The sequence below is a fragment of the Gammaproteobacteria bacterium genome, assembly GCA_013214945.1.
Lineage (GTDB): Bacteria > Pseudomonadota > Gammaproteobacteria > Enterobacterales > Psychrobiaceae > Psychrobium.
The window spans coordinates 70,572-92,061 of the sequence record JABSRT010000012.1; the positions used below are offsets into that span (position 1 = coordinate 70,572).

Sequence of the window (21,490 nt, forward strand, 5' to 3'; positions counted from 1 at the left end):
TTCCTAACAAAGCACATGGAAGTATTTTTAGGAGTTATCTTTGATGTATGCTTGAGTCGCCTTTGTTTTACGCTTTTGTTGTATTATCTGTTTACTCATTTTACTCTTCAGCTCACTTGAAATGACTTGCAGTGCTAGGTCGTCTTTGACTAAATCATTTAATAATGATGAGAACTCTGTTAGCTGCTCTGGTGAGTAAAGTGTAAAAAACTTTCTAGTATCACGATCACGTTGGGCGATAAGTTTGCCCGCTTGCTCAAGCGATTTTGTGTTATCAATAGTTATATCAAATGTCACAAATATCGCTTTTATCTGAGCCGAGAGTTCGAGAAGTTGATGTAATTGAGTTTCTATCATTAGTTAATTCACAAAGCCGACTTTGTTTCGTTCTTCAGTTGGTATTTGATCCCACGCTGACTTTATTGGCAGTAGCAGTTGTATCACCTCTTCAAGTTTGTCACTGTCATTGTGGCGGTTTGCTTCAAATAACAAGAAACTTGCGTACTCATAAAGAGCGGCCAGATTATCTGATATTTCGCCTCCAGTTTTGAAATCTAAAGACTGTTCTAGCACACCGATTAGCATAACGGCTTTGTTTATTAATTCATTACGCTTAGGGATATCATTTTGGTTTATAGCTCCTTTAGCGGCGGCTACATTGCCTAAAAGTTGACGATAGATGGCAGAAACAAGTTGGTGTGGGTTGTTGTCAGCAGCGCCAGAAATGCTCGTTTGTTTATATGTTCTTATTGACAACCTAGTCATGGTTACACCTAATTTTTGTAATTCTTTGTTTATAATATCCGATTATTTGAAACTTATCAGGCAAATTTAAACAAAGATATAAATTTAAAGTTGATAGCATCAACAACGTCATTCCAAGTCCAAAGTGCCCAGTCGCGCTGTCATAAAGTTGACACCATTTTTACTATGCGAAAAATGCGCCATACTGCAAAAAATAATTAGATTGACTACCACCTTGATTAAACGTCAATTTTTATTGTTATGTTAAAATAATATGTTTCATTATGGAGTAAATTTTGCATAATGTTAAGTAAAGAACAACCGATGGATTATTGTGTCGGTTTGAGAGATATCTAAATAGGAAACTAATTAATGACTTCTGCTGAAAATAGTGGTTTTGAACCCGTATTAGCTAACAATTATGGTGATCAATTTTTACATTCAATTAATGGTGATTCATTTTTAAAGCAAAACGCAGGTGAGGTATTTAAAAAAAATATAGATAAGTCATTCTGGGATGAAAATACCTATCACGTAGTAATTGGTACCGACTCTGGTTTATTAATTCAATATTTAGTAGAACAAGGTATTGCAGATAATTCATGTTATTTATTTATCGAGTTACCGCAATACATTGAACTTATTCGTCCTGAGTTACCTCCTGAGTGGCAAAATGTTCTGAAGTTTTGTACCCCACAGCAATGGGCCGAACAATTCGATCGTGATGCTATTACGCCATATCTCTATAATAGTCGGGTCAAGATTCATCGTTCGCTATCGACTATCGAGGTCCACAACCCCGCTTACCATCAGGCTAGGATTGAGATTGAGTATGCCTATGATGATCTTATTTTTCAGATTCGACGTCTGTTTGGTAACTCATTGTTTATTGAACGCCAAATAACCAACTCTGTTGATAACATGTATAGTTCAGCATTGCTTAATGGCCACTTTAGCGCTAAAACTTGTGTCATTTTGGGCGGCGGACCATCTCTTGACTTACATCTTGAATGGATCAAACGCAATAGACAAAACTTGACTATTATTGCAGTGGCCCGAATTTCGAAGAAACTGCTTAGTGAAGCACTGATCCCTGATATTGTGGTATCAGTTGACCCGACATTATTAAGTTACGATAACAGTAAAGAGATGTTGGATTTCCCGCCTAGCACTTTATTAATTAACTCAAGCCATATTGTGCCATCACTTTTGAGCCAGTGGCGTGGAAAGTCAGTATTTTCAGATGCACTACTGCCATGGGACACTAAATTAAACCCAGAGTTAGGTGCCAGTGGTGGTCCTAATGTAGTGAACTTTGGTCTCGTAGTCGCAGCTGCTATGGGTTTTAAAAATATCTTATTAACGGGTGCTGATTTATGCTTTAACCTCGATGGTGCTTCCCATACGCAAGGAAGCTTTGAAGCTAATAAAGGCGTTGATATCTCTCATCAGGGATTATGGGTTGATACATATTCAGGAAAGAAGGCTGAAACGACCGCGCCTTTTGCGATGGCGACTAAAATATTAGGAGTGCAAGCTCAATTTGCTAAGCAAAAGAATTGTCAGGTGTTTAACCTCTCATTTGATGCGGCCATTGTCGATAACATCGACTTTATTGCGATTAATGACGTTCAGCTAACCGATGAAGGTCAAACAACGCAACAATTGATCGATCGATTAGTCCCCAGTTATAGCCAACCCAATCACCGTGAACATCTGTTAGCACTCGAGCATGAATTCAAGCGTGTCTCAACTGACTTAGCTACGATTAAAAAATTGGCCAATGAAGCAATAACAATTAATCAAAAGATGTGTGCTCCACAGTCAAGTAAGAAGGTTCAGGGCGACAACAAAATAAAGCTTGATAAGATAGAAAATAAATTGGTCAATAAATACGGTTATTTATCTGCTTTAATAAAAAAAATAGCCATTGGTGAATTTGTTAAAACTCTAGATAAGCAGGCTAATGAAAGTTTATCTAATAGCGAAATAGAACAAGCGGGGCGGTTGTATTATCAGGCATATATAAAAGGGGCTGAGCAGTTATTACAGTTCATTGTTAACGCAGGCAAACGGCTCGATATTCGGCTTGCTGCTGAGCAACCGTCGGTTGATCTTGAATTAATCAATGATTACTGGCGAGCGCAACATGAGTTTGGTTGTTTAGCGCGTTGGGCGGATAAACATGCTGCCGCACCAGAACGAACGAGCGAAGCTTGCAACAAGCTACTTGAAGATAACTCTAGGTCACTACAATTACACCATCAAGCGATTGAGAAGAAATATGCGCAACAAACGACTTCGTTAGCTAAAGTTCCTTACAAAATAAGATGTTTATTTTTTGAAATGAATGAGCAAGGTTTGGCATTAATTATTAATCAGTTAACAAAGCACAAAAAGCAGAAGCAAGATGATGCCGTTACAGCGAGTTTGTTAGCTATGGCTCAGGCCTATCAATATTTATTTGACGATAAATTGGCGGCGGCTTTAACTGCATTTGAACAAGTTGCGGAGCAAGATTTACACGACGTTGATTATAAACATATGGCGTCAATTTGTATTTCACTTGAACAATACGAGCACGCCGAGGCTCTGCTGGAAAAATTAAGTGACCTTATAAGCATCCACTTACCACTATATGCCAGTATTTTAAAAGTTAATAATAAACAAGATCAGGCAATTGATGCTTATTCGCGCTACTTAGAAATTCATAATCGCGATACTAAGGTGTGGTTAGAGTTGGCGCAATTGTTCACTGATATCTCGAGTCCTGAATCGGCGAAAATGGCTTACGAGTTTGTTTTACAATTGGAACCGGGAAACAAAACAGCCTTGCATTGGTTAGCACAGTAGCCAACTATTGAGCGTTTATAACGCACCAGTCCAAATCAATTGGTCTGGTGCGTTATATTACTTTAGCTAGCTAACTCTGCTGTTAGACGTTCTGAAAGCAACAGTTCGGCCAGTTTGAAATCGATAGCGCTATCGATATCAATTGAGTGTTGCTGAGCCATAGTGTAGGCAAATACCCGCTCTGTTAAGAAGAAGTTTTTTTGTTCGCGTAGGGCCGAAACATTGGCAATATAAATTGCGCCGTTGAGGCGGTAGTAAGTAGGTAAATCTTGGCTGCGAGTATTATTTTCCGACCCACCCACTAAAAAATTAGTCATGTCGCCATGATGATCTAAAGTATTGGTCCATAACGGCGAGTGTTCACATTCGCAGACACTGATTATCGCAGCAGCTTGTTGCTCGTTTAGTTGATTTATTGCTTGGCTAATATCTTGTGTGGTTCTTAACGGCGAGGTGGGTTGCAGCAAGATTACATAATCAAATTCTTGTCCGTTATTTTCCAAGTAGGTCAGCGCATGCAATACTACGTCGATACTGGCGACGGTATCTCCTGCCAAGTCGGCTGGGCGAATAAAGGGAGCGTCAGCGCCCATTGATTTTGCTAGGGCCGCCGTGTCTTGGCAGTCGGTGCTTACTAATGTTTTACTTATCGAAGAACATTGTAAAGCCGCTTCAATGCTCCACTCAATTAAGGGCTTACCGCACAGGTCTTTGGTGTTTTTACCTGGCAACCGTTTACTGCCAGCACGTGCTGGAATAATAGCGATAATGCGTTTTTGTGGGAGAACAATCGATGCTTCGAACCCAATACTTTCCTCTTTATTTTGCATAGTTACCACCGTGTGAGACATCTTTTTGTGCCTGATAAAAATCAACCATTTTTCCGATATCTAACCAATACTCATGTACCGGAAACATCGCAATATATTGTTGTTTTTGCAAATATTGTTCAATTAAATCGGTCATGTCAACATGCTGGTTTTTAGTCACGGCGTTGACCATGGTTTTACTGACAATATAGACCCCGGCATTAATGAAATATTTATGGGTTGGCTTTTCAATTAAACTGGTGATGCGGGTACCGTCAGCTTCAACAACGCCATAAGGCACGGTATATTGGTCTTCACGGACACACATAGTACACAGCGGTTGGAGTTTATTGTGATAACTGAGCAGTTGCTCGAAGTTAATTTTAGTTAACACATCACCATTCATCATAATAATCGGTAAGTCTGGAAGGCTTGGGGGCAACAGCCCTAAGCTGCCTGCGGTGCCCAAAGGGGTATCTTCATGAATATAATGGATATCTACCCCCCATTTAGATCCATCACCAAAATGCTCAACAATAGTTTCAGGCAAGTAATGGGTTGAAATATAAAACTGGTGAAAGCCTGAGCTTATAAAGTTTTCAATAATAGTTTCTAAAATTGGTTTTTCACCGAGTTTTAACAGGGGTTTTGGGCAATTGTTGGTTAGCGGGCGCAAACGAGTACCAAAACCGCCAGCCATTAGCACCACTGGATTATCGTATCTTGGACGCTCAATAATTTGCTGTAAGGTCTCTAAGCCTACGACGACCTCATCAGCGAGCAAGGGAATGGCCAGTAGGCCTTTGCTATTCATCATGTGCAATAGTTTGGCTCGAGAATCATCAACTTGAGCGACTTGAGGTTTGTTGTTCATTACCTGTTCAATTGGGCACGACATTTTTTTGTGACTGATTAAGGCTCGGCGTATATCTCCGTCAGTCACGATGCCAAGTAGTCTGTTATTATCGTCAACAACTAAGGCCAGTTTCAAGGAGCCTTTATCAATGACTCTAATGGTTTGTTCCATGGATGTCGAAGGTGCAATTAAAATGTCTTGCCAATTAGGTTGCATATAAAATCCTAGGATCATGGATCTTGGGTTATTAATGAATGTGTAATCCGACGTTAACTGCCGGCGGATATAATGAGTGAGCTCCTCAATGCCAACCTGTTAATGCTAAGATATAGGTTGGATGAGTCAGTCTTATTTAATTTATTCTAATCTTCTCTTAAAAACAGCAGTTTGCCAAGCAATTGGCTCGATTAGTTCACCCGCTTGATGAAAGATTGTGCGGGATATATTATCTCGTTATTAGCGATGTCTTTGGTGACTGTCGCACCTGCACCAATCACCGCATTCTCTCCGATGTTAAGTGACTGTATGATGTTGGCACCAGTCCCGATATGGACTTGATGTTGGGTAACGACGCCACCACTTAAAGTCGCTCTGGGTGCTAGGTGATTGTGCTGACCAATGTGACAGTGATGTTCGACAATAGCACCGGAATTGATGATGCTATTTGTGCCGATCCTCGCTCCACAATTAACGATTGCCCCTGGTAAAATTTGTACACCTTCTGCTAGTTCTGCATAACGAGAGACCGTAGCGCTGTTACTAACCACGGTTAAGAAGTCAAAACCCGCGACTTTAAATTTCTGATACAAGTCACGACGCAGTAATGAAGATCCGGGTATCGAGCCGATGCCATTAACTAGGATGACCTTAGTGGGATCGTAAGATAATACGTGCTCATCCTGCTCGAGCCATGTTAACGGTGAAAAAATTGGTTCATTAAGGTTTTGAGACGGCGCAACGTAAGCGATAATTTCATAGTTTAGCTGTAGCAAAACATCAATGAGTACCGCAGCGTGGCCCCCACCGCCAAGCACTATTATCGGCATTGAAACGGGCTTATTCATTGATCAGTTCGCCAGGTTGATATGCTTTGGTCGCTGTTGTGCCAAGATAATGCCAATATTGGGTTGGACAAATACCGTGGCCGGGGCGTTTTATGTCAAGGTTAGCTGAGGTTAGTGGTTGGCCTTTGCTAATGGTTACTTTGGCAACCAAGCTTTTGCGAGCAACAGATTTATTTTCTATTTCGCATTGACTCGCAACCTTGATATGGCTACCACATGCAAGCTCAACATTACGGATAGCGCTTACCATTGCTGTCAGCTCTGCTGGTATTAACGATGCTTGATGATCAGGCCCTGGCAATGTTTTATCCAAGGTAAAGTGTTTTTCAATGATACAAGCGCCTTGTGCGACTGCGGCAATAGGCACGACAATACCTTGACTATGATCTGAATAACCAACGGCTAAGTTAAAGTGACTAGCCATAGTGCTCATGGCATTAAGGTTAATTTGCTCAAATGGTGCTGGATATTGGGTGGTGCAATGCAATAAGGTGACCTTTTCACGTAAGGCCGCTTGTCCTAGATCGCTGTGATAAGCTTGCTTAAATGCAGTATGTGATGGCGGCACATCGGGCGCGGCCGTATAACCAAAAGCAATCACAGCTAAGGCCTGTTCAATCTCGGCGAGGTTAGACATCCCAGTTGATAAAATCAGCTGACATTGGGTTCTGGCATGGGCCAGAATAAATGGCGAGTTAGTGATTTCTCCTGATGCGATCTTTAATAAGGTCAAACCTAAATCGTTGACTAAAAAATCCAAACTGTCGTGATCAAAGGCTGAAGAAAGAAACATAATTCCTTGCTGCTTAGCGTATTTCATGAGCTTATGGTGAGCCTCAAAAGGCAGCTCAAGTTTAGCCAACATGTCCATTTGCGATTCATCAATCGGATCATTCTCCTGCTGGTAGCGCGCTTTAGATGCTTGCGCAGTTACCAGATTTTTGGCCTTGAAAGTTTGAAATTTAACCGCGTCGGCACCAGCAGCTACTGCCGCATCAATTAGCTTGAATGCTAAAGTTTCATCGCCGTTATGATTAACCCCGGCCTCTGCAATAATAAATGTGGCTGTCATGGTTGTTTAGTCCTAGTGTGCTTGAATATCATAAAACTCTTTTTGCGGTGAATAATCATAAGATCTTAAGATATCTATAATTTTGTGACTGACCAATCCTGAACCGTATGGATTTTTCGCGGGATCTAGTCGCGTTAGATATTGCGGCGATGTCACTTTGCTGATTGCTTCACCTATAGCTAGGGTATCGGCCTGGCAATGAAAAACTGAAGGGCCGGCTAACCGACCTTTTTGGCGCTGACCAATGTTTATCGTTGGCGTCGATAATGCAGGCACTTCGATTAAACCGCTGGAAGAATTGCCAATGACCAATGCAGCATGTTTGACCGCACTTAAATAACGCACCTGTCCAAGGGACTTAACCAGACAAACTCGGCTTGGATATTTAACCTGAAAAGCACTTAACAATGGAATAATTTTTTGGCCACCAAGGTCAGCATTCGGGTAAGTAATAATGATTTGATACTTTGGGTGTAATTCTAACGCTTTGAGTAATGCACTTATCGACTCGACTGGGCATTCATCAGCTAAAGTAACGCTATGATAGGTCGCTAAGATAAAGGGTGACGTTAACGAAAAATCGAGAGACGTGGCTAATTGCGTTAAGGACATTAACGGCCTGCGAGTGATATGTTCATTGCCTAGCGCGCCGACACAATGTACTCGTGTCGGAGTCTCACCTAACTGAATCACCCGTTGGCGATATTGTGCAGTGGAAGTTAAATGCAAAGTACTTAATTTAGTGATGGCGTGGCGCATATTATCATCTAAGGCACCATGGGTTAGCTCACCGCCGTGAAGATGAGCGATAGGTATTTTCATGAGCATTGCTGCTTGCGCTATAGCAAGTGCTTCGAACCTGTCTCCTAAAATAACGATCAAATCTGGTTTAAGCCTGGTTAGTGCATCAGCAAAGCCGATCAAACCTAAGCCCATACTTTTTACCATGGCTTGCGATGAGTCTGCTGCGAGCAGCATATCTACTTTTTCGTTGATCTTAAAGCCATCTTGTTCTATCTGGCGATAGGTATCGCCATAGGCAGAACCAAGATGACTGCCCGAAACCAGCAATTGCAGCTCAAAGTCAGAAGATTGTTTAAGTTCATGTAGCAACCAATACAAAATACCGTAATCAGCCCGAGTACCAGTAAAAACTGTAATGTTACGCATGAGATTGATTCCGTATTATCGGTGAACTTGGAATATTAACCAAGCAACTTTCAAGCCAAATTGAATTAGTCAATTCACCACGTAAACTATCTTTAAACATCGGTAACCGGTGCATTAAAGTCCACACCGGGCGGGTCATCACGCCTTGATCATTCGTGGCTTTTAATAATGTATCACGGCTGACTTTATCTGGGCAGATAATGGCATTGAGCCAATAATTTGATTGGGCATAAGGGGGTTCAATCACAAAGCGAAAATCACTTGTCTCGAAAAAGCTTTGGTAATGGTTGGCTAATGTGCGCTTTTGTTCAATGTACTGTGGTAGCACTTCCATTTGCGCGCAACCTAAGGCGGCATTTAGGTTGGGTAGGCGATAATTAAAACCTGGCTCATCATGATAAAATTCGTAAACATGAGGCTTTTTGGCGGTCGTTGTAATATGTTTGGTGTGGTTACCATCGGCCAAACTTTTGCATAACACCATGCCGCCACCGCCAGTGGTTATTATTTTATTGCCGTTAAAACTTAGCGCACTAAAACGACCAAACGTTCCGGTGTGTTGTCCCTTGTAAAATGAGCCTAAACTTTCGGCAGCATCTTCAATCAAGGTTAAATGCCACTGCTGACAAATGATAAGTAATTCATCAATTTCAACGGGGTGGCCAAAGGTGTGCATTGGCATAACGGCTTTAAATTGTTGCTTAGTCTTTTTGTGAATACATTGCCCTGCATCATTTATCACCGCATGTTGTTCAAGATAATGCGCTAATGCGACTGGGCACAGTCCTAGGCTGGTGGTTGATACATCAATAAATACCGGTTCGGCGTCCATGTGAAATAGGGCATTACAGGTGGCAACAAAGGTGAGCGCTTGAGTCAATACCAGATCGCCAGCTTTAACGCCTGCCATATATAGGGCTGTGTGCAAGGCTGCGCTACCGTTAACTGTGGCGATGGCTTTGGCGCTACCCGTATATTGTTCTATGTGTTGCTCAAATTGATCAACATACTGGCCGACACTCGAAACAAAAGTGCTGTCGAGGGTGTTGTTGACATACACTTTTTCGTTACCCCCAAAGTGCGGTGCGTGCAACGGGATAAACTCGTTAGTTTGATATGTATCTTGAATAAAGCTGATTAATTTTTTGTTCATTTTGATTCCGCTACATTTTTCCGTCGAGGTACTTGCCAGTGTCTTGGTGAGAAAACTCCGGCAGAGTCTGGTTAAATAACTCAACGAGTTGCTGTTTTGACCAGGATTTTTGTTGCTTAAATTGTACAATCTTATTTTCAAATGCTGCTAACAGATCAGAATCAAAATTTGGTTTGCTCTTAATAATGCCTAAGTTATCGAAACGTTGTAGATCTAGATGCTCGTGTTCAGTGAAGAACTCTTCGGCATCTTTCTCACCCGTGGTATCGCTGGCGGTAAATAAACAAGGCCATTGACCTTGCGCAGGCAGGGTGGTCATGAGTTCTCTAGCTTGCTGTTCACTGTCACATAAATAGGGGATGTAACCCCGCAGTGCTAAATATTTTACAGCGATATCGGAAAATTTTTGTAGGTGCAGTGATTCACTTAACTTGGGAAAGAAAATATCTCTATTATCACCCAATATACAGGACATTAAGCACAATTCACCTGACTCTTGAGCTGTAACAAAATAACGTTTTATATCATTTGGCGCGACTAACGGCTGGTTTTTTTCAAGGCGTTGATTAAAACCGTGTAATAAAGAACCGTCCGAAAATGCGACATTGGCAAAGCGCGCGGTCGAAATATCAATGTTTACACTGGCACGCATTAAAAACATTTCCATAATGCGTTTAGATGCGCCCATCATATTAACTGGATTAGCGGCTTTATCGGTTGAGACACAAAAATATTTCTTAGCGCCGCCTTTAATCGCCTGCTCAATCGTTTTGGTGGTATTAAAGATATTAACGTTGATCATTCGCATTAAGGTAAAGGGGTCTTTTTCGCTGCGTACGTGCTTTAAAGCTGACAAGTTAAGCACATAGTCATAACGACCATCAGATTCTATCAATGCGTCATATTCACTTGAACCAATGTCGAGCGCAAATGTTTGAAAATCACCGGCGATATAACCATAACTACTGCGAATATCCCGAACTAATTCGGTTAGATTATTCTCGCTAATATCGACTACATGCAGTTTGAGAGGCTGGCGCTTGAATATTTCTTTGCAAACGGCTTGACCAATGGTGCCAGCACCGCCCAGCACCAAAAAACTGGAACGAGAAATAACCTGTTCCAGTTGTTGCTGGTGGATCGCGATATCGCGGGTTAATAAAGGCTCGTGGCGGTCAAGCAATTGTAAAGTAGATAACATCGAACAGGTCCCAATTTGAAATTTATTCAAACTAATGAATAAGCTATAACTTAATATTTCCTATATTAGCTGCCCGATATCAAAAAAACACCTTAAAACGGATCATAGATACAATTTAAATCGAAAAAACGGTGAGGATGTGGTTTAATTCCACTCACTGTCAATAAATTGACTGTTGCTAACCTTTTATGAAGATGGGTAAAATGGCGCAGCAATTTTAAAGTAGTAAATACTTTATTTTACAAGTATTTTGTATTTTTATGGGCGGGAGTCCAAATCGTAAGGGTATAGTGTCAAAATGCAGGCCTCAGATACAATTTTGATTTGTGGAACCAATTCACAGCAAGTACAACAATTAGTCACCATTTTTGAGTTTATTGGCGAATCGGTCAGATGTCTAGATAGCGTAACGGAACTAACCGAACTATTGAGTGAATGTAATAACGAACAGTTTCGAACTGTTATTATTGATGATTCTGTTAGCGCTAACGCAAAGAGCATATGTGATGCTTTTTTACGCCAGCCATTTTTATTTATTGGTGTAAACGATCAGCTTGAGTTAGGCCGTAATATTATCGGTCAAATTCAGTTGCCGTTTAAATATGCTCAACTGACGCAAGAACTGCACAATAGCCAAGACTTTCTCAATAAACGTCCCACCACAATGGCGATTGCTGGCTCACAATCGATGCTGTTTCGCAGTTTGGTTGGACGCAGTGAAAAAATTCAAGATGTTCGGGTCCTTATTGAACAAGTTGCGTCGACCGATGCCAATGTGTTGGTTTTGGGAGAATCCGGTACCGGTAAAGAAGTAGTGGCCCGTAATGTTCACTATTATTCTAAACGTCGTGAAGGGCCATTTATTCCTATTAACTGTGGTGCTATCCCGCCAGAATTATTAGAAAGTGAACTGTTTGGTCACGAAAAGGGTGCATTTACAGGTGCTTTTACTGCGCGAAAAGGACGTTTTGAATTAGCCGAAGGTGGTACCTTATTTCTTGATGAAATTGGTGATATGCCACAACCGATGCAGGTTAAATTATTACGGGTTTTGCAAGAACGTACTTTTGAACGGGTCGGTGGCACAAAGACCATTGCATGTAATGTCCGGATTATTGCGGCGACTCATCAACAATTAGAATCGATGATTAGCGCCGGTAAGTTTCGTGAAGATTTATATTACCGATTGAATGTGTTCCCAATTGACATGCCGGCGTTACGGGATCGAAAAAACGATGTGCCGCTCTTACTACAAGAGTTGGTGTCAAGGATGGAATCGACTTATAACACCAGTATACGGTTTACTCAGCGCTGTATTGAGTCGTTAATGTTACATGGTTGGTCAGGCAACGTGCGTGAGTTGAGTAATTTGGTTGAACGATTAGTGATTTTATATCCTAATAATTTAGTCGATGTTAACGATTTACCGGTCAAATATCGACATCTTGATGTGCCTGAATATGAGCCCGATTATCCAGAAGAGCTGCAAGAGCAAGACGTGTTTGCTGCAATCTTTAGCGGTGAAGAAGAAATTGAAATTCCCGAGCGCGCTATGACCAGAGAGTTACCCGCTGAAGGGGTAAATTTGAAAGAAATGCTGTCTGAATTGGAAATTGATTTAATTCGTCAGGCGATTGAACAACAAGATGGTGTTGTGTCACGCGCCGCAGAAGTTTTAGGGATGCGCCGGACTACACTGGTTGAGAAAATGCGTAAATACGGCATGTCGAAAGAAAGTTAATCGACTCGCTGCGATAAAAATAATACGATTAAAAAACATCACCAACAGGGTGATGTTTTTTTTACTTACTGATTTATCACACTTAAAACATTGGCACACAACCTGCATTAGTCAAATATATAGTTGTTAAGACAAAATATTGACGAGGTTGCCATGGTTGCAAATGTTGCTTATAAAAACACCCCAGATCAACAGACTGTTTCTAGTAGTCGGTTAGCTCATTTAGTGGATATTTTGCCGTCGGGTTTAGTGATTATTAATGGCAATGGCATAGTAGAAGAGGCTAATCAATTGGCCATTTCATTATTGGGCGACCCATTAATTAACGAACGCTGGTTAGATGTGATTAATCGTTCATTTCAACCACGGGCCGATGACGGTCACGAAGTATCATTAAAAGATGGCCGGCGCTTAAAAATTGCGATTACTTCGCTTGAACCTGAAGCGGGTCAGTTAATTTTATTAACGGATTTGACCGAAACCCGTCAACTGCAAAACTCAATGGCGCACATGCAGCGCTTATCTGCCTTAGGCAAGATGGTTGCTTCGTTAGCACATCAAGTCAGGACGCCACTGTCTGCAGCGATCCTTTATGCCGCCAATCTTAAAAATACTCAAATGTCAGCCCATTCGCGCGATGCTTTTCAAACTAAATTGATGGCGCGACTTAAAGATCTTGAATTACAAGTTAACGATATGCTGATGTTGGCTAAAAATGATGATAATCCGGTGGTGGTTGAATTATCCTTGCAAGAGCTGCTTGGTGAAGTTGAAGCCGGTTGTGAGGCGATGATGACGCAACATCAGGCGCGGTTAATGGTCACTATTCCAGAGCCTGATCTACTTATTATGGGAAACCGCAGTACGTTAGCTGGCGCTATTAATAATTTAATCCATAATGCGGTGCAAGCTAAACCTAACGGGTTGATGTTACATTTGATGGCGCAAAAACTTGGCGAGCACGAAGTTGAAATATCATTAATCGACAATGGACCAGGCATTACGGGGGCATTACAGCGCAAAATATTCGAACCTTTCTATACCACCAAAAGTCAGGGGACTGGACTCGGATTAGCCGTGGTGCAGTCGGTGGTGAAATCACACAATGGCCGTTTGAGTTTAGTCTCTAAGATCGGTCAAGGTTCACGGTTTTCACTGATTATTCCATTACAGCGTGAAGCCGCTGTTATTATGCAACATGCGGTCGGAGGATAAGCAATGACCATTAATAAAATACTTGTGGTTGAAGACGATGCTGGATTGCGAGAAGCGCTGGTTGATACGCTGATGTTGGGTGGCTACGACTGCATTGAATGTGAAAGTGGCGAAGAAGCTTTACTGACACTAAAAACAACCAAGGTCTCGCTGGTGGTTTCTGACGTGCAAATGGGCGGCATGTCTGGCCTTAGTTTGTTACGCAGTATTAAGGCTAAATGGCCAGACCTACCGATATTGCTAATGACGGCATTTGCGACCATTGATGATGCGGTAAGTGCGATGCGAGATGGTGCTGCTGACTATATGGCCAAACCATTCGCACCCGAGGTATTATTAAACTTGGTCAGCAGATATATGCCAGCGGAACAGCTAGATACCAGCGACCCGGTGGTGGCAGATCCTAAATCTATCGCGCTATTAGAACTCGCTAAAAAAGTAGCGGCTAGTGATGCTTCGGTCATGATCAGCGGCCCGTCGGGCTCAGGCAAAGAAGTATTGTGTCGTTACATTCATAATCATTCGACGCGGCGTGACAAGCCTTTCGTTGCGATTAACTGCGCTGCAATTCCAGAAAACATGCTGGAATCAACCCTATTTGGTTATGAGAAAGGTGCATTTACTGGTGCGCTGCAAGCGTGCCCTGGGAAATTTGAACAAGCACAAGGCGGCACGATTTTACTCGATGAAATTACCGAAATGGACATTAGTCTGCAAGCGAAACTGCTGCGGGTATTGCAAGAGAAAGAAGTTGAGCGCTTGGGTTCGCGAAAAACAATTAAATTAAATGTGCGTGTATTGGCCACTTCAAACCGCGATTTACGTCAGGCTATTAGCGCGAAAGAATTTAGGGAAGACTTATATTACCGGCTCAATGTTTTCCCGCTCAGTTGGCCTGAGCTTAAAGCGCGACCAGGCGATATAGTGCCGCTGGCAAATTACCTGATGAGTCGTCATGGTTCAGGTAATATTGCTTTAGCTGTCGATGCCCAGCATCGATTGCTTGCCCATAGCTGGCCTGGTAATGTCCGCGAATTAGATAACGTCATCCAACGCGCACTTATTTTATGCGATGGTCGTCAGGTAACATCTGCTGAACTTATTATTGAGGATCTTAACGACAGTATCGCATATCAGCCACCGCAAATTGTGTCCGATATTGAACTGCCATCCGAAGCACTTGGTCATGAACTCAAACATCAAGAAAATCAAATTATTCTTGATACCTTGGTATTGTGTGATGGTTCACGTAAAGATGTCGCCGACAAATTGGGCATAAGTCCACGAACCTTACGTTATAAATTGGCTAAAATGCGAGAAATGGGGATCGAGTTGCCAGTGTAAAGCATTTATTAACCAGTTAGTTAGATACCTGTCGCCATTGATTGCCTGATAATCTCTACTGCCATTTGCGCGGTAGGGATTATTTTAGTTACTTTGGCAAGATCTTTGCATTAATTGAGTAAGATTAGATTATCGTCAATTAAATGTCAGGAGATTCGTTTATGAATATCAACTCAAGTTCGCTGTTTAATGAAATGCAGGGTATGATTTCAAAAACTCAAATGTCCGCTCCGGCCATGGAGTCGCTTCAGGTCACCAAACCTGGCGCGAGCGACTTCTCAAGCATGCTAAAAATGGCAGTCGATAATGTTAATTCAATTCAAAAACAATCAAACGCGATGCAAAATGCTGTTGAAATGGGCGATCGCTCTGTTAGCATAGCCGATGCAATGATTGCTTCGCAAAAATCGAGTGTGGCGTTTACGGCAACGGTTGAAGTAAGAAATAAATTTGTGGAAGCGTACAAAGAAATAATGAATATGCCTGTTTAATCTACTAGTTAGCGTCCTAATATAGCAATAATATCGGGCCTAGATAGACTTAACGAATAGTTAACAGTTTAGCTCGCACCCAAACGTTGAATATAGGATAATCAATTGCTAACCCAGTAATAGGCTTGATAAAGGAACGTTTAAGTGGCACAACCAACCGAAACAACCGACATGATTGTAAGCGATGAATCATCGGCTATTATAAATTCCGGTAGCACACCTGAGGTTGACAGCCCTAGCGGCGGCTTATTTTCTGGTTTGAGTGGTGCCGACACCATTCGACAAGTCATCATGATTGTTGCAGTAACTGCCTGTTTGGCTATTTCGGTGATGGTTGTATTATGGACCCAAGAAACTGAATATCGTCCTCTGGGTGAAATGAGCACGACCGAATTTACCCAAGCACTTGACTTTCTAGATCAAAATCAATTCGAAGGCTATCAGATTAAAGGCAACAGTATTTGGGTGCCTCAGCCTGATTATGCCAAAATAAAACTCGCCATGACCCGTGCTGGCATGGCCGCAGAACCGTCTAACGGTGATGAAATTCTGATGCAAGATATGGGGTTTGGGGTGAGTCAACGGATGGAACGTGAGCGGATTAAACATAGCCGAGAACGTCAGCTGTCTTCGGCGATTGCAGAATTAAAAAATGTGGCTCGCGCTCGTGTATTGCTCGCTATTCCCAAAGAAAATGTATTTTCGCGTCGTAATAAAAAAGCCAGTGCGACTGTGGTTATTACGCTTAACCGTGGCCGTGCGTTAACACAAGAAGAAATCGATTCAATTGTCGATATTGTCGCTTCGGCTGTGCCGATGTTAGAGCCTGGTCGGGTATCAATTGCTGACCAAAACGGTCGCTCGCTAAAGTCGGGCAATGAAGATCCGTCGAGCATTAGAAGTCGCAAAGAATTCGAGCAAGAAAAGAAACGAGAAAGCCTCTATCTCGATAAAATAGACTCAATTCTAATTCCAGTTATCGGCATTGGTAATTACACGGCCCAAGTCGATGTGACGATGGATTTTACCAGTGTAGAAGAAACGCAAAAGCGCTTTAACCCCGATTTACCCGCAATCCGCAGTGAGCGGACGATGGAAAATAGTAATATTGGCAATATTATCAGTGGCATTGCTGGCGCTTTGTCGAACCAACCGCCACTCGAATCAGATATTCCCCAAGAAGTTAATTCGGCTAAAGTTGGTTCGACCACCTCGAGAGAAAGAGGTCAGTTTCAAAAAGAAGCCACGCGTAACTATGAACTAGACACCACCATTAGTCATATTCAGCAGCAAGTCGGGGTTATTAAACGCCTGAGTGTCTCGGTTGCTCTCGATTATATCAAGGGGCCAGCAACCGCTGAGGGTGAAGCAACAACTAAAGCCCGTGAACCCGCCGAGCTGGCTAATATTCGCCGATTGCTCGAAGGCAGTATTGGTTTCAATCAAGCACGAGGTGACAATCTTGAAGTGGTTACTGTGCCATTTTATAAAGAAACATTTGATGAAGTTGCTGAGCTGCCACTGTGGGAACAACCTTGGTTTGCTAAGTTAATAAAAATGGTGCTGGGCGCACTTATTGTGGTCGTTATATTATTAGTGCTGGTTCGCCCAATGCTCAATCGCTTAATTTACCCTGAAGTTGAAGAAGAAGATGAATTGGGTGAAGGCGACATGGCTGATTTTGACGACCAGTTCGCAGCAGACACTGTTGACATGTTGGCGGCCTCAGATGGTGATTACAGCTATGCAGAAGATGGCTCAATTCAATTACCGGATTTACGAAAAGATGATGATTTGTTACGAGCGGTGCGAGCGTTGGTGGCAAATGAACCAGATTTATCAATTCAAGTAATCAAAAACTGGTTACACGAAGAAGATTAATCGTTACTGCTTTTACCCATTACCAATCAATGTAATGCTAAACCAATAGGTAGAAATTGACAAATGGCTGACGAAAACGCAGTGCAAGAAAAGACTGAAGAGTTTGACGCGAAAAGCCTCACTGGCTTACAACGGACGGCTTTTTTGCTGTTGAGCTTAAAAGAAGAAGATGCCGCGAACATTTTAAAAGCACTTGAGCCTAAAGAAGTGCAATATGTTGGCCAAGCGATGGCGGGGCTTGATGATTTCTCGCCAGCCAAAGTGGCTGCGGTAATGCGGCTGTTTCTGGATGAAATTCAAGATTTATCAGCAATCGGTCTTAACTCTGAAGACTTTATTCGTAAGGCATTGATCGCCGCACTGGGTGAAGACAAAGCATCGAATATTATCGATCAAATCATCTTGGGCGGTAGTGCTAAAGGGCTTGAATCCCTGAAATGGATGGACGCACGTCAGGTTGCCAATATCATTGTTAGTGAGCACCCACAAATCCAGACGATTGTATTGTCTTATTTAGATCCTGAGCAATCGGCCGAGATTATGGCGCAGTTCAGTGAAAAAGTTCGCCTTGATTTAATGATGCGTATTGCCAATCTTGAAGAAGTTCAGCCAGCCGCCTTGCAAGAACTTAACGACATTATGGAAAAACAATTTGCTGGTCAAGCGGGAGCACAGGCAGCGAAGATGGGCGGACTCAAGTCTGCTGCTAATATTATGAACTATCTTGATAACAATGTTGAAGGCCAGTTAATGGACTCAATCCGTGATACTGATGAAGAAATGGCACAAAAGCTCCAAGATCTGATGTTTGTATTTGAAAACCTGATTGATGTTGATGACCGTGGCATTCAAGCGATATTGCGTGACGTGCAGCAAGATGATTTGATGAAAGCGCTTAAAGGTGCCGATGAAGCGCTTAAAGATAAGTTTCTTAAGAACATGTCTAAACGTGCATCTGAAATGTTGGTTGATGATCTTGAAGCCATGGGGCCAATCCGAGTTAGTGAAGTTGAAGCGGCCCAAAAAGAAATCCTTTCAGTGGCTACTCGTCTGTCCGATTCTGGTGAAATTATGCTAGGTGGTGGTGGCGGTGATGAATTTTTATAATTAATTAACCTTTGAGGGGACCATTGATGTCATCAGATCGGGTGTTTCGCCCAAATGAAGAACAGTTAGAATTGTTGAAGCGTTGGTATGCGCCCGATGTCACCAAGGCTGTCAGTCAAGAGACAACGAATGCCTTTGGCTTGACGGCACAGCAGATGGCTGAACGACAGCAAGTCACTGTGGTGGAAGAGGTTGCCGAACCAGAATCTGAAGCTGAGTCAGCGCAGTTAACGGCGCAAGATCTTGACGAGATTCGCCAAAGTGCCCAACAAGAAGGATACGATGCTGGCTTTAGTAAAGGTCAGTCAGAAGGTGTGTTAGCGGGTCATGATGATGGCTATGAACAAGGCTTGGCTCAAGGGCAAGCAGAAGGGCATCAACAAGCAATGGATGCCGGACAAGAAGAAATCGCCGCGAAAGTGGCACTGTTAACGCAGTTAGTTGCACAGCTTGAAGCGCCGCTACATGAACAAGAGCAGCAATTGGAACTAGCATTGGTTGATTTGGCGCTCGATGTCGCCAAAAAAGTCATTCACACCGAAGTCACTCAAAGTCATCAACCAATTATCACGGCGATTACCGATGGTATTAAGGTACTTGGTCGCAATGAACCCATTACGGTGCAATTACACCCGCAAGATATTGAGAGCGTGCTTAGTGTATGGCCACAAGAACAGCTAGAAAAACGCGGTGTTGAACTTGAACCTGATCTTACGATGACACTTGGCAGTTGCCACATTGAATCAAAAATGAGCAGTGTATCGTTAGCGCTATCTGAACGAATAGAACAAGTTTTTAGTGATTTTTATTCCCGACCAGCGCCACAAGTTGAGCCTGAATTACTCAAAGAAGGTTCAGAAGCTCTAGAGCAAGCAGAACTCTCGCACACCGAACAAGTGCCGCGAACGGACCAAGCCTCAGAGGCTGTATCTGACGATAGTAACGACAGTGAAACGTCATGAGTTCATTAACGAACCAAAGACCTGATTGGGCGAAAAAAATCACGGCTTATCAACAAAATGCGCATCAATTTCAATCTGTCGCATCAGGAAAGCTTAAGCGAGTCGTAGGGCTGACAATGGAGGCTATTGGTTGTCGTGCGCCTATCGGCAGTCAATGCAGTGTTGAAACGCTTAACGGTGAAATCACTGCAGAAGTGGTGGGTTTTTCTGATGACGTGTTGTTTTTAATGCCAAGTGAAGAAGTGCAAGGTGTATTGCCTGGGGCGCTGGTTAAGCCGTTATTACATCAAAAAGGGCTTCCGGTTGGTATGGAGTTGTTGGGCCGAGTTGTTGATGGTGTAGGCCGACCACTTGATGGTTTAGGGCCGCTAAAAACCAAAAATCATTTATCAGGCAAAGCGAAACCGATGAATCCGTTAAATCGCCGTCCAATATCGCAACCACTTGATGTTGGAATTCGTGCGATTAACTCGATGCTAACCGTGGGTAAAGGCCAACGGATGGGCTTATTTGCAGGCTCTGGGGTTGGTAAAAGTGTATTGCTCGGCATGATGACACGTGGCACTACTGCCGATGTAATTGTAGTCGGACTCGTGGGTGAACGTGGTCGAGAAGTTAAAGAGTTTATTGAAGAAATTTTAGGAGAAGAAGGGCGTAGTCGCTCGGTGGTTGTGGCAGCTCCAGCCGATACATCGCCTTTAATGCGGCTTAAGGCTTGTGAGACCTCAGTGGCAATTGCTGAATATTTCCGTGATCAAGGCATGGATGTATTACTGCTGATGGACTCATTAACGCGTTTTGCTCAAGCGCAGCGCGAAATAGCCCTAGCGGTTGGGGAACCTCCGGCGACCAAAGGCTACCCACCGTCGGTGTTTGCTAAATTACCGCAGCTGGTCGAACGGGCGGGCAATGGCGGCGATGGGCAAGGTTCAATCACCGCATTTTATACCGTGTTGACCGAAGGTGATGATTTACAAGATCCTATCGCAGATGCTTCACGGGCGATATTAGATGGCCATATTGTGTTATCGCGAAAATTAGCTGAAGCTGGCCACTATCCGGCAATCGACGTTGAGGCATCGATTTCGAGGGTAATGCCGATGGTGGTTAGTGAACAGCACCTTGCTTATGCCCGAGTCGTCAAACAGTATTATTCGCTGTATCAACAAAATAAAGATTTGATTGCGATTGGTGCTTATGTGCAAGGCGCCGATCCGCGTGTTGACAAAGCAATTCAGTTTCATGAAGTGATCGAAGCATTTTGCCAACAAACGATGCGAGAAACTCATTTCTATGACAACTCTTTGCTGGCGCTGACTCAATTAGGGGATGCTTTAAATGGCTGATCTTAAGCAATTGAATATTGTAAAAGAACTGGCACTCAAAAAAGAGCGTACGGCGTTGCAAGCGCTCAGTGCCGCCCAGCAGCAAATGGCGGGGTTGCAGCAGCAATTAAAGACGTTGCAGCAATACAAAACTGATTATGTCGCGCAAATATCAGCCACTGGCCGCGAAGGCGTAACGGTGGCTAATTTACTCTTGTTACAAAATTTCCTCGCTAAAATTGATACCTCGTTAACTCAACAGCGTGACATTATCGCGCGGGCGCAATTGGCTGTTAACTCTCGGCGGACTCAATGGCAACAGGCACGTCAATATCTTGACTCAATCAGCCATCTCATTAGCAGCTCAGAGCAAAAGATCATCGATGTTGAGCTTAAAAAAGAACAAAAACTCGCTGATGAATTTGCAATGATGGCCTATTATCGAAAACTCAAGGCTAGCCGTTAATTTTAGCCAATCATCATCATCTTTTGGTAGGTTGGC

General features: G+C 42.8%; 19 protein-coding genes. 10 read left to right on the forward strand and 9 right to left on the reverse strand.

The window, feature by feature from the left end:
- Positions 1 to 27: 27 nt before the first annotated feature.
- Positions 28 to 357 carry a hypothetical protein gene (locus tag HRU23_11015; GenBank protein NRA54663.1) on the reverse strand — a complete coding sequence of 110 codons (330 nt, stop codon included), beginning with the start codon at positions 355 to 357 and terminating at the stop codon, positions 28 to 30.
- 3 nt (positions 358 to 360) lie between these two features.
- Positions 361 to 765 carry a flagellar export chaperone FliS gene (fliS, locus tag HRU23_11020; protein ID NRA54664.1) on the reverse strand — a complete coding sequence of 135 codons (405 nt, stop codon included), beginning with the start codon at positions 763 to 765 and terminating at the stop codon, positions 361 to 363.
- Between the two features lie 351 nt (positions 766 to 1,116).
- On the opposite strand from fliS, the gene HRU23_11025 reads away from it, so the two are divergent.
- A complete protein-coding gene (locus HRU23_11025) occupies positions 1,117 to 3,597 on the forward strand; it encodes a DUF115 domain-containing protein (GenBank protein NRA54665.1) in 2,481 nt (826 codons plus the stop codon).
- A gap of 62 nt (positions 3,598 to 3,659) precedes the next feature.
- Here HRU23_11025 and HRU23_11030 read toward each other — a convergent pair whose 3' ends face one another.
- The 7 genes from HRU23_11030 to HRU23_11060 all read right to left on the reverse strand — a co-directional run bounded on the left by HRU23_11030 (position 3,660) and on the right by HRU23_11060 (position 10,922).
- Positions 3,660 to 4,427: an acylneuraminate cytidylyltransferase family protein gene (locus HRU23_11030; GenBank protein NRA54666.1), complete on the reverse strand. Its 768-nt coding sequence runs from the start codon at positions 4,425 to 4,427 to the stop codon at positions 3,660 to 3,662.
- The gene (locus tag HRU23_11035) at positions 4,417 to 5,478 is read right to left on the reverse strand and encodes a CBS domain-containing protein (protein NRA54667.1); all 1,062 of its coding nucleotides are present in this window, start codon (positions 5,476 to 5,478) and stop codon (positions 4,417 to 4,419) included. Before HRU23_11035 ends, HRU23_11030 begins: the two co-directional genes overlap by 11 nt.
- Positions 5,479 to 5,669: 191 nt before the next feature.
- Entirely contained in the window at positions 5,670 to 6,326 is a 657-nt protein-coding gene (locus HRU23_11040; protein NRA54668.1) for an acetyltransferase, read from the reverse strand.
- Positions 6,319 to 7,398 carry an N-acetylneuraminate synthase gene (gene neuB, locus HRU23_11045; GenBank protein NRA54669.1) on the reverse strand — a complete coding sequence of 360 codons (1,080 nt, stop codon included), beginning with the start codon at positions 7,396 to 7,398 and terminating at the stop codon, positions 6,319 to 6,321. The genes HRU23_11040 and neuB overlap by 8 nt, the downstream gene beginning before the upstream one ends.
- 12 nt (positions 7,399 to 7,410) lie before the next feature.
- Positions 7,411 to 8,568, reverse strand: coding sequence for a UDP-N-acetylglucosamine 2-epimerase (hydrolyzing) (gene neuC, locus HRU23_11050; GenBank protein NRA54670.1), 1,158 nt, complete (start codon positions 8,566 to 8,568; stop codon positions 7,411 to 7,413).
- Positions 8,561 to 9,721 carry a LegC family aminotransferase gene (locus HRU23_11055; GenBank protein ID NRA54671.1) on the reverse strand — a complete coding sequence of 387 codons (1,161 nt, stop codon included), beginning with the start codon at positions 9,719 to 9,721 and terminating at the stop codon, positions 8,561 to 8,563. Before HRU23_11055 ends, neuC begins: the two co-directional genes overlap by 8 nt.
- A 10-nt stretch (positions 9,722 to 9,731) precedes the next feature.
- Positions 9,732 to 10,922, reverse strand: coding sequence for a UDP-N-acetylglucosamine 4,6-dehydratase (locus HRU23_11060; GenBank protein NRA54672.1), 1,191 nt, complete (start codon positions 10,920 to 10,922; stop codon positions 9,732 to 9,734).
- Positions 10,923 to 11,220: 298 nt separating this feature from the next.
- Here HRU23_11060 and HRU23_11065 point away from each other — a divergent pair, with 298 nt between their 5' ends.
- From HRU23_11065 to fliJ, 9 genes are all read left to right on the forward strand, one after another.
- Complete coding sequence (locus HRU23_11065; GenBank protein ID NRA54673.1) at positions 11,221 to 12,663, forward strand: sigma-54-dependent Fis family transcriptional regulator; 1,443 nt, start codon at positions 11,221 to 11,223, stop codon at positions 12,661 to 12,663.
- Positions 12,664 to 12,816: 153 nt separating this feature from the next.
- Positions 12,817 to 13,878 carry a PAS domain-containing sensor histidine kinase gene (locus tag HRU23_11070; protein NRA54674.1) on the forward strand — a complete coding sequence of 354 codons (1,062 nt, stop codon included), beginning with the start codon at positions 12,817 to 12,819 and terminating at the stop codon, positions 13,876 to 13,878.
- Positions 13,879 to 13,881: 3 nt separating this feature from the next.
- Positions 13,882 to 15,222: a sigma-54-dependent Fis family transcriptional regulator gene (locus HRU23_11075; protein NRA54675.1), complete on the forward strand. Its 1,341-nt coding sequence runs from the start codon at positions 13,882 to 13,884 to the stop codon at positions 15,220 to 15,222.
- 161 nt (positions 15,223 to 15,383) lie between these two features.
- Positions 15,384 to 15,713, forward strand: coding sequence for a flagellar hook-basal body complex protein FliE (gene fliE, locus HRU23_11080; GenBank protein ID NRA54676.1), 330 nt, complete (start codon positions 15,384 to 15,386; stop codon positions 15,711 to 15,713).
- 171 nt (positions 15,714 to 15,884) lie between these two features.
- Positions 15,885 to 17,594 carry a flagellar M-ring protein FliF gene (gene fliF / locus HRU23_11085; protein ID NRA54677.1) on the forward strand — a complete coding sequence of 570 codons (1,710 nt, stop codon included), beginning with the start codon at positions 15,885 to 15,887 and terminating at the stop codon, positions 17,592 to 17,594.
- 63 nt (positions 17,595 to 17,657) lie between these two features.
- Positions 17,658 to 18,701, forward strand: a complete 1,044-nt coding sequence (gene fliG / locus HRU23_11090) for a flagellar motor switch protein FliG (GenBank protein NRA54678.1) — start codon at positions 17,658 to 17,660, stop codon at positions 18,699 to 18,701.
- A 26-nt stretch (positions 18,702 to 18,727) separates the two neighbouring features.
- Positions 18,728 to 19,663: a flagellar assembly protein FliH gene (locus HRU23_11095; protein NRA54679.1), complete on the forward strand. Its 936-nt coding sequence runs from the start codon at positions 18,728 to 18,730 to the stop codon at positions 19,661 to 19,663.
- Positions 19,660 to 21,009 (forward strand): flagellar protein export ATPase FliI, encoded by a 1,350-nt coding sequence (fliI, locus tag HRU23_11100; protein ID NRA54680.1) that lies wholly within the window; start codon positions 19,660 to 19,662, stop codon positions 21,007 to 21,009. Before HRU23_11095 ends, fliI begins: the two co-directional genes overlap by 4 nt.
- On the forward strand, positions 21,002 to 21,454 hold the full coding sequence (fliJ, locus tag HRU23_11105; GenBank protein NRA54681.1) for a flagellar export protein FliJ: 453 nt from the start codon (positions 21,002 to 21,004) through the stop codon (positions 21,452 to 21,454). Before fliI ends, fliJ begins: the two co-directional genes overlap by 8 nt.
- Positions 21,455 to 21,490: the final 36 nt, after the last annotated feature.

What these genes read in the sequence shown, in the direction of transcription:
- fliG (NRA54678.1), top strand. Translation starts at nt 17,658, where the DNA reads ATGGCTGACGAAAACGCAGTGCAAGAAAAGACTGAAGAGTTTGACGCG.
- HRU23_11055 (NRA54671.1), bottom strand. Translation starts at nt 9,721, where the DNA reads ATGAACAAAAAATTAATCAGCTTTATTCAAGATACATATCAAACTAAC.
- HRU23_11040 (NRA54668.1), bottom strand. Translation starts at nt 6,326, where the DNA reads ATGAATAAGCCCGTTTCAATGCCGATAATAGTGCTTGGCGGTGGGGGC.
- fliE (NRA54676.1), top strand. Translation starts at nt 15,384, where the DNA reads ATGAATATCAACTCAAGTTCGCTGTTTAATGAAATGCAGGGTATGATT.
- HRU23_11035 (NRA54667.1), bottom strand. Translation starts at nt 5,478, where the DNA reads ATGCAACCTAATTGGCAAGACATTTTAATTGCACCTTCGACATCCATG.
- HRU23_11065 (NRA54673.1), top strand. Translation starts at nt 11,221, where the DNA reads ATGCAGGCCTCAGATACAATTTTGATTTGTGGAACCAATTCACAGCAA.
- fliS (NRA54664.1), bottom strand. Translation starts at nt 765, where the DNA reads ATGACTAGGTTGTCAATAAGAACATATAAACAAACGAGCATTTCTGGC.
- neuB (NRA54669.1), bottom strand. Translation starts at nt 7,398, where the DNA reads ATGACAGCCACATTTATTATTGCAGAGGCCGGGGTTAATCATAACGGC.
- fliI (NRA54680.1), top strand. Translation starts at nt 19,660, where the DNA reads ATGAGTTCATTAACGAACCAAAGACCTGATTGGGCGAAAAAAATCACG.
- HRU23_11015 (NRA54663.1), bottom strand. Translation starts at nt 357, where the DNA reads ATGATAGAAACTCAATTACATCAACTTCTCGAACTCTCGGCTCAGATA.
- neuC (NRA54670.1), bottom strand. Translation starts at nt 8,568, where the DNA reads ATGCGTAACATTACAGTTTTTACTGGTACTCGGGCTGATTACGGTATT.
- HRU23_11070 (NRA54674.1), top strand. Translation starts at nt 12,817, where the DNA reads ATGGTTGCAAATGTTGCTTATAAAAACACCCCAGATCAACAGACTGTT.
- HRU23_11030 (NRA54666.1), bottom strand. Translation starts at nt 4,427, where the DNA reads ATGCAAAATAAAGAGGAAAGTATTGGGTTCGAAGCATCGATTGTTCTC.
- HRU23_11060 (NRA54672.1), bottom strand. Translation starts at nt 10,922, where the DNA reads ATGTTATCTACTTTACAATTGCTTGACCGCCACGAGCCTTTATTAACC.
- HRU23_11025 (NRA54665.1), top strand. Translation starts at nt 1,117, where the DNA reads ATGACTTCTGCTGAAAATAGTGGTTTTGAACCCGTATTAGCTAACAAT.
- fliJ (NRA54681.1), top strand. Translation starts at nt 21,002, where the DNA reads ATGGCTGATCTTAAGCAATTGAATATTGTAAAAGAACTGGCACTCAAA.
- fliF (NRA54677.1), top strand. Translation starts at nt 15,885, where the DNA reads ATGATTGTAAGCGATGAATCATCGGCTATTATAAATTCCGGTAGCACA.
- HRU23_11095 (NRA54679.1), top strand. Translation starts at nt 18,728, where the DNA reads ATGTCATCAGATCGGGTGTTTCGCCCAAATGAAGAACAGTTAGAATTG.
- HRU23_11075 (NRA54675.1), top strand. Translation starts at nt 13,882, where the DNA reads ATGACCATTAATAAAATACTTGTGGTTGAAGACGATGCTGGATTGCGA.